Annotated in this window: 6 protein-coding genes; all 6 read left to right on the forward strand. The window is 49.3% G+C overall.

From position 1 onward, the window contains the following. Nucleotides 1-185: 185 nt before the first annotated feature. Nucleotides 186-1,211 carry a TRAP transporter substrate-binding protein gene (locus ACQY6Q_RS17485; RefSeq protein WP_427983411.1) on the forward strand — a complete coding sequence of 342 codons (1,026 nt, stop codon included), beginning with the start codon at nt 186-188 and terminating at the stop codon, nt 1,209-1,211. A gap of 52 nt (nt 1,212-1,263) precedes the next feature. Then, nucleotides 1,264-1,866: a TRAP transporter small permease subunit gene (locus ACQY6Q_RS17490; protein ID WP_427983412.1), complete on the forward strand. Its 603-nt coding sequence runs from the start codon at nt 1,264-1,266 to the stop codon at nt 1,864-1,866. Next, a complete protein-coding gene (locus tag ACQY6Q_RS17495; RefSeq protein ID WP_055732715.1) occupies nt 1,863-3,152 on the forward strand; it encodes a TRAP transporter large permease in 1,290 nt (429 codons plus the stop codon). The genes ACQY6Q_RS17490 and ACQY6Q_RS17495 overlap by 4 nt, the downstream gene beginning before the upstream one ends. After that, nucleotides 3,131-4,543, forward strand: a complete 1,413-nt coding sequence (locus tag ACQY6Q_RS17500) for an amidase (protein WP_427983414.1) — start codon at nt 3,131-3,133, stop codon at nt 4,541-4,543. Before ACQY6Q_RS17495 ends, ACQY6Q_RS17500 begins: the two co-directional genes overlap by 22 nt. Further along, nucleotides 4,540-4,683, forward strand: coding sequence for a hypothetical protein (locus tag ACQY6Q_RS17505; RefSeq protein ID WP_427983415.1), 144 nt, complete (start codon nt 4,540-4,542; stop codon nt 4,681-4,683). Before ACQY6Q_RS17500 ends, ACQY6Q_RS17505 begins: the two co-directional genes overlap by 4 nt. Before the next feature lie 36 nt (nt 4,684-4,719). Further along, nucleotides 4,720-5,543 (forward strand): bile acid:sodium symporter (locus ACQY6Q_RS17510; RefSeq protein WP_427983417.1); only part of this gene is annotated, 824 nt, incomplete at its 3' end.

The following is a 5,543-nucleotide window of genomic DNA, read 5'->3' on the forward strand; positions in this document are numbered from 1 at the left end:
ACAAAAGCACCAAACCAGTGCAATTTTATACTGGTATTTATCTTAAAATTCACACCAAAAACATAAACCATTGAAAAAAAACAAAATTCAACCAATGGCACAAACCCTGCTTTAGCTTGTTAGGTTTAAAATATAATTATATATACATAATAATCTGGAAAATAAGCTATTAAATGGAGTTAATAATGAAAAAACTACTGGTTTCCGCCGCCCTCGCTACTGGCTTGGTCGCCACCCTTGCCAAAGCCGATGATGCAATTGAACTACGCGTGATGGGCCAACCCATGGCCACTGGTTTGATTCAAAAAAACCTTGAACAACCCTTCTTTGAACACCTTGCAGAAACAAGTGGCCTGCCACTAAAGGTCAACTATAAAGCAGCCGACACCACCGGCATTAAAGATACCGAGCAACTACGAGTACTGAAGTCGGGAATGTTTGACTTGATCTCCTTACGTCTTTCCCAAGTATCGCGTGATGAACCGACCATTTTGGGCCTAGATTTAGTTGGTCTTAACCCCACTTATGCAGCGGGTGCACATACCATTAGCCAATACCAAGCGGTGGTAGATAAACGCTTACAGGAGCGCTTCAATACCAAACTGTTAGGCCTATGGCCGTTTGGTCCTCAGGTACTATTTTGTAACCATCCTATTAGCAACCTAGAAGATGTAGCCGGTTTAAAGGTGCGCGTTTATGACCAAAACCTCGCTAAGTTTGTTGAGTCGATTGGCGGCGTTCCCATTCCTATTAGCTTTGGTGACGTACACCAAAGCTTAGCTTTAGGGGTGATTGACTGTGCCATTACTGGCACCAGCTCTGCCAATACTGCAGGCTGGCCTGAAGTATCCACCCACATGTTACCGATTGGTTTTCAACTCGGTATGAATGGCTACGGTATTAACCTTAATACCTGGAACAAACTATCTGACCAGCAACAAGCCACCTTACAAGCGTCTTTCGACCAGCTAGTGAAAGATATTTGGGGCTACTCTGAAGATCTTTATAAAGAATCACTGCGCTGTAATGTGGGTGAAAAACCCTGCGACAACCTCACTAGCTATGACCTAGTCAAGGTTCCAGTTCGAGAACAAGATCTAAAAACCGTATCGGAGACGGTGATGAAGGTATCTTACCCCACTTGGGCGGAAATCTGTGACCAGTCTAACCCCAGCTGTTCCGCCGAATGGACGGCAGCAATGAAAGACTAACACTGAATTAAGAGGGGCGAAGCCCCTCTTCACGAAGACAGGAGTATCGTTAGTGTTGAAACGTCTAGATAACATCACCAATATCGTTTTTGGCGGCATTTTCTTGCTGCTATCGTTATTAATTGTACTTGAAACCCTATTACGTAAGTTCTTCAACCTATCGCTGCAGGGTATTGATGAACTCAGTGGCTACGCCTTGGCGCTCGGCGCTTGCTTGGCGTTTAGTTCGGCATTGATTGGCCGCAGCCATATGCGGATTGATTTACTCTACAGCAAATACCCCACGTGGCTACGCAGCCTATTTAACCTGCTATCGATTATCAGTTTAAGTCTATTTGCCTGCTTTTTATTTTACGTGAGTTGGCAGATTATTCAGGAAACCCAAGAGTACGGCAGCACCGCGCCCACCGCTTGGAGCACCCCTTTAATTTGGCCGCAAGGTGCCTGGTTTGCCGCTCTAGCGCTGTTTAGCTTAATTTCGCTATTGCTGGTTGGCAAAGCCATGTTGTTACTGTTTAACAAAGATCTTCAGCAACTTAATCAGCAGTTCGGTCCTAAAGGGGTCTTGGAAGAAGTGGCTCAGGAAATGGACGACTTTAACTCAAGAAGCCAAAACGACATCGAAGCAAGCTCACTATTAGGAGAAAAAGCATGAGTATTCTCGCTGCCAGCATCGGTTTTGCCGTGATGTTGTTGCTCATGGTCATCGGCCTGCCAATTGCAGTGGTGATGGCCGGCGCGGGTTTGATTGGAGGCCTAGTCGCCTTTGGCCCTTATTTTGTTTCTACCGGGGGCGCCGTAGTCTGGAGCGTATTAAACAACCCAGTACTCACCGCGATTCCCTTATTTGTATTACTCGGTGAATTACTGCTACGCAGTGGCATTGCCGACCGCATGTATTTAGCCATGTCGGCTTGGATGGGACGCCTTCCCGGTGGCTTGCTACATTCTAACATTGGTACTTCGGCGCTGTTTGCAGCCACTTCCGGTTCATCGGTGGCCACCGCTGCCACCGTGGGCACCGTGGCGCTGCCCTCACTGCAAGCACGCAACTACTGTATGCGTAAATCCTTAGGCACCCTAGCCGCAGGCGGTACCTTGGGAATATTAATCCCGCCCAGTGTCAACTTACTGGTGTACGGCTCACTCACCAATAACTCCATTGGTAAGCTATTTCTAGCAGGGCTAGTGCCTGGCCTATTGCTCACCCTGTGTTTTATTATTTATATCGCGCTGTCTAATCGTAACGAAGTGAACAACCAAGAAGCCTCGGTGAGTTTAGCCGAGAAAATTCGCCTATCTAAACACCTAGTTCCGCCCTTGGTGGTATTTGGCATTGTGATGGGCGGCATCTACAGCGGCTTAGCCACCGCCACCGAGTCGGCAGCGCTAGGCGTAATGGCCGCTTTAGCTTTTGCTTACGCTCACAAAGCCATAAGCAAACAGTTCTTCCTCGATTGTTTTCGCCAAACCGCGCAGATCTCGGGCATGATTCTGCTGATTATTACCGCCGCCTTCATTCTTAACTTAACCATTAGTTTAACCGGCATCGTCGACCAACTCACTCAGAGTGTCGTCTCTCTCGGTTTATCACCGTTTAGTTTGCTACTGATCTTGGTTGGCTTCTACCTGCTATTAGGCATGTTTATGGATGTGTTATCGATGCAGGTATTGACCATTCCCATTACCTATCCGGTGGTCACCAGCTTAGGAATTGACCCTATTTGGTATGGCATCTTCATCGTTCTGATGTGTGAAGTAGCTTTAATTACTCCACCAGTAGGCATGAACCTATTTGTGGTACACAGCGTGCGTAAAGACGGCGGTGATATTCGCGATGTGATGTGGGGAGCACTGCCCTACGTATGTATTATGATGCTGTTTGTTATGCTGATTATGCTGTTACCGGAGCTAGTAATATGGCTACCCCAGCATCTGTAGAGCAGGCGCCGCTATGGCGCTTAAGCTTGGCGCAACTCAGCCAGGGCTTTAGCTCTGGCCAATTCACTCCAAGCCAAGTATGCGAGCAAGTGATTACTGCGATTGAGCAGCAAAACCCCAGCTTAAATGCCTATATCTACCTTAATCCGCTGCTACTAAGCCAAGCAGAACAAAGCACCCAACGCTGGCAGCAGGGACGCCCTTTAAGCCCTGTCGACGGCATCCCTTTGGCGGTTAAGGATAACTTGCATGTGGCTGGCATGCCCACCAGCTGGGGGAATGCCAGCTTAGCCAGGCTAGTGCAGCCAAGCAGTGAATATTGCGTGGCCCAATGCCAACAGGCTGGCATGTTGATTATTGGTAAAACCAACTTGCCTGAATTTGCCAGCGACGGCATTACTAGCAATCCGCATTTTGGCAGCACCTGCAATCCTTGGGACAGGCAACTCACCCCCGGCGGCTCTTCCGGTGGTAGCGTCGCGGCGGTGGCCAGTGGCTTAGCCGCCTGTGCGCTGGGCACCGATGGCGGAGGCTCGATTCGCCGCCCCTGCGCCCACACTGGTTTATATGGCTTAAAACCTACCGCTGAGCTCATCAGCAGAAAAGACGGCTTGCCCCGCTTCATGTTTGATTTTGAGGTAGCTGGCCCCATCGCTCGCTCGGTAGAAGATCTCAGTCTATTACTGTCGGTGATCGGCGAGCAGGATTACTCTTGTGCCCTACAGCCGTCGCCCAGTAGCAGCTTAAAAATACTGGCTGTGGAACAGTTACAGAGGCACCCGGTAGAGCCACAAATTCGCGCCGACAATCGTCAAGTGGCAGAACAACTAAAGCATTTAGGCCATCACGTAGAAACAGCCGCGCTGCCGTTAGATCTCGACTTTTTTAATCAATTTTGGCCCATTTTAGCCGAAGTTGGCCTCGCTTTTGTGTTTGACGAACTCCCCGAAGTGGCCTCATCCAGCCAAACAAAATACCAGCACTTAGCCAGCCAAGGAGGTAAATACAGCGCCGTTGATATTATGCGGGCTTGGCAGCAAGTACTGCTATTTAGACAGCAAGTGAAACAGCTATTTAAGCACTGGGACATCGTGTTAATGCCCTCGATTGCCGCGCTTGCTTGGCCACTAGAACAAGCCTACCCCAGCACTATTGCTGGGCAAGCGGTGGGGCCCCGAGGTCATGCCGCATTTACCGCTTGGGTTAACATGGCTGGTAACCCGGCGCTGAATGTGCCAGTTCGCCCCTGCAGTTCAAGCACGCCGATTGGTCTGCAATTGATTGCCGACTGGCATCAAGAAGCGCGCTTACTCAGGCTAGCGGCACAACTAGAAGCGCTGCAGCCCAAATGGGCTTGGCCTCCACTGCCGCAAAGCAAGGGCGACAAATGAGCAAGCTCTACGAGCGAGTCCGCAATATGGCGCAGGGCAAAGCGCAGCTGCGCCAGAAGATAAACCCTAGCCGAGCAGCTTCTAGACAAGCTTGGCGACAACAAGGCCGCAAGCTAACCACCTTACCAGCAAACCCATAGAGGATATTCACTATTATTTACTTACTTCCCTTTGGCTTGATTATCGCCATCATTATCTCGGTTTTAGCCCCCGCTCCCGGTGCTTATCTTAATCAGCTAGGTTTGCTACCTTGGATGGTGGCTGGCATATTTTTAATCAATGGCCTGCAAACCTCTAGTGCCGAGCTGCGCCTCGGCAAAGGCTATAAAACCGCCTTTAGCTTGAGCTTAGTAATTAACCTAGTGCTGGCGCCACTACTTGGTTGGCTGGGGTATTTATGGCTACCGCTATCCAAGGAGTTACTGATTGGTTTGTTGGTGATGAGCGCGGTTCCACCCACGCTGTCGTCCTGCATCGTATTAACCCGTTTAACTCACGGCAATGCTCAGTGGTCGTTATTTTTTACCCTTAGTCTCAACTTTCTGGGGATCCTCAGCATTCCCTTCTGTTTGAGTTTGCTCTTAGGCCAACAAGTGGGAGTGAAAGGCTGGGACTTGTTTTTACAACTACTACAAATTGTCTTAGCCCCCTTCCTAATAGGCCTACTACTACGCCACTATGCTGTTAAACAAGGCTTATGGAAAACACTGGGCGTACTGCCTAGTTTGCTGGTGATTGCCGGAGTCTGGCTAACTTTGTCGGCTAGCCAAGGTGCGCTGCTAGCCTTAACTGCCAGTAGCTTACTGAGCATTAGCCTTGCCTGCCTCGCCTTACATATTGCTCTGCTAGTAGTGAGTTGGTACGCCAGTCAACTGTGTGCTTTACCCAGAGCCAAGCGTTTAGCGGTGCTGTTTACCGCCAGCCAAAAAACCATGCCAATTGCGGTGTCGGTAATCATTAGCATTAACAGTCAGCTTGGGGTAGCGGTGGTTACCTGCAT

The organism is Agarivorans sp. (genome assembly GCF_050295395.1).
Taxonomy (GTDB): Bacteria; Pseudomonadota; Gammaproteobacteria; order Enterobacterales; family Celerinatantimonadaceae; genus Agarivorans.

Bases quoted from the DNA above. Each gene is read 5' to 3' on its own strand.
- ACQY6Q_RS17485 (WP_427983411.1), top strand. From the start codon at position 186: ATGAAAAAACTACTGGTTTCCGCCGCCCTCGCTACTGGCTTGGTCGCC.
- ACQY6Q_RS17495 (WP_055732715.1), top strand. From the start codon at position 1,863: ATGAGTATTCTCGCTGCCAGCATCGGTTTTGCCGTGATGTTGTTGCTC.
- ACQY6Q_RS17500 (WP_427983414.1), top strand. From the start codon at position 3,131: ATGGCTACCCCAGCATCTGTAGAGCAGGCGCCGCTATGGCGCTTAAGC.
- ACQY6Q_RS17505 (WP_427983415.1), top strand. From the start codon at position 4,540: ATGAGCAAGCTCTACGAGCGAGTCCGCAATATGGCGCAGGGCAAAGCG.